At 41.3% G+C, this 1,527-nt stretch carries 1 protein-coding gene; it reads left to right on the forward strand.

All coding sequences use genetic code 11. The features are described from left to right. The first annotated feature begins 271 nt into the window (after positions 1-271). On the forward strand, positions 272-1,015 hold the full coding sequence (locus H6A32_RS15725) for an ImmA/IrrE family metallo-endopeptidase (RefSeq protein ID WP_204864810.1): 744 nt from the start codon (positions 272-274) through the stop codon (positions 1,013-1,015). Positions 1,016-1,527: the final 512 nt, after the last annotated feature.

A 1,527-nucleotide genomic window follows, 5' to 3' on the forward strand; every position in this document is an offset into this window, starting at 1 on the left:
TACTTTGTATTCATGGTCATATTTACGTGCCACTTTGAATGCCTCCTTATTCTCTTGGTTTTATTATGAAATCCTTGAGAATAAGCTGTCAACTTTTTTTATACCACACCATTTCTAGTCAATTCCATTATACCAAACGGAACAGGTTTATGCCTTTTTTATTGGCTGAAATATTGAATTTTCAAGGTTCAACACACCGTATTGGTGTGGGAAGTTTTAGTTAGTTATAAAAAAGAATAATGAAATCAGAGATGAAGTGTTGGAGCAAACAATGAAATTACAAATGAATCCTGCAATTATGAAGTTTGCATCAAGACCGCAGCTTGCTTTACTGATTTTGCAGGAATTTGGTTTGATTCAGATGCCCATTGAAGATAAATTTTGGAGCGGAGCAATTTTTGTAAAAAACGGGAAAATAATACCTGTCCTTAATACAGCGCTGCCTAGTGCAAATCAATACTTTACAGCGTGGCATGAAATCTATCATCTTATTTTTGATAAAGTATCATTTGACCATTTTATTGAAAGAGATAATACGATGGAGGAACGAAAGGCTGAATGTTTTGCAGCAAGTATGCTGTTGACGGGAGTTGACAGATATTTTATAGAACTTCCTGAGATGGACTTTGTTTCAAAGATATTCCACTGTATGTCAGCATTTCAGGATCCGTATAAAGCAGTATTGGTTTCTCTTTATGAATATGCGCTTCAGAGCGAAAATGAAACACTGAAGAAAAGGGTTAAAGAAGTTTTTGACCTGGAAGTTGAAAATATGCCACAGAAGTTTCGGAAACTTGGTTTGGATGACAGTCTGGTAAAACCATCCTATGTAATCAACGCCTCCTCATTCCTGGGCGTACACTCCTGTTCCCCTTCCCTGTTCCGCAGGTATCTCTCTCAGGTAGTCTTCAATATGAAGTTGTCTGTACTTAGTTCCATGTCTGGTTTCCATTTGGAAGTGGCACCTCCTATTGTTTCCCCCTTTCCCAGTGTCTTAAGCCACCGGGTATTGTAATATGGGGTCTGCTGACTTCTCACGACAAACCGTTTTCGACCATGGCTATGAATGTTCTATCACTTTGTCATGTCCGTGAGATCTCCCCGGGTACTCACACGTTCTTTCCCACTTATACCTGCCCCGTTTACTGCTGGCGTTCCGTGCAGTTATTGGACTTTGATTTGTGATGCAATCTCATCCACGCTTCACAGCCTGTCCGGACAACTTTTACAGGCCAGTGGTTTGCCTCCGGCTTCCTTCAGACCCCACCTCACGGTGACGCCCTTGCCTTTGGCTGCACCCTTCCCACTGCCGGGCGGGTCAGGGACTTTCACCCCTTAGAACGTGTGCCCGCCGGGCGCACATCAAAAAAACAATCGTAAATTTTTATGATTGTTTTTTGAACATTTCTTCCGATAATGAATAATATATATATCCCCCATTTGAAATGGGGGCCGAGGCAAAGCCGTAGCGTTACCTAGAGTACTAAAAAACTCCTATGCTATAATGATATTGGTTTCGCAGGCCAT

It is taken from the genome of Drancourtella massiliensis (assembly GCF_016900655.1).
Taxonomy (GTDB): Bacteria; Bacillota; Clostridia; order Lachnospirales; family Lachnospiraceae; genus Sellimonas; species Sellimonas catena.

Excerpts from the sequence above, each read along its gene's own strand:
- H6A32_RS15725 (WP_204864810.1), top strand. The coding sequence starts at position 272 with ATGAAATTACAAATGAATCCTGCAATTATGAAGTTTGCATCAAGACCG.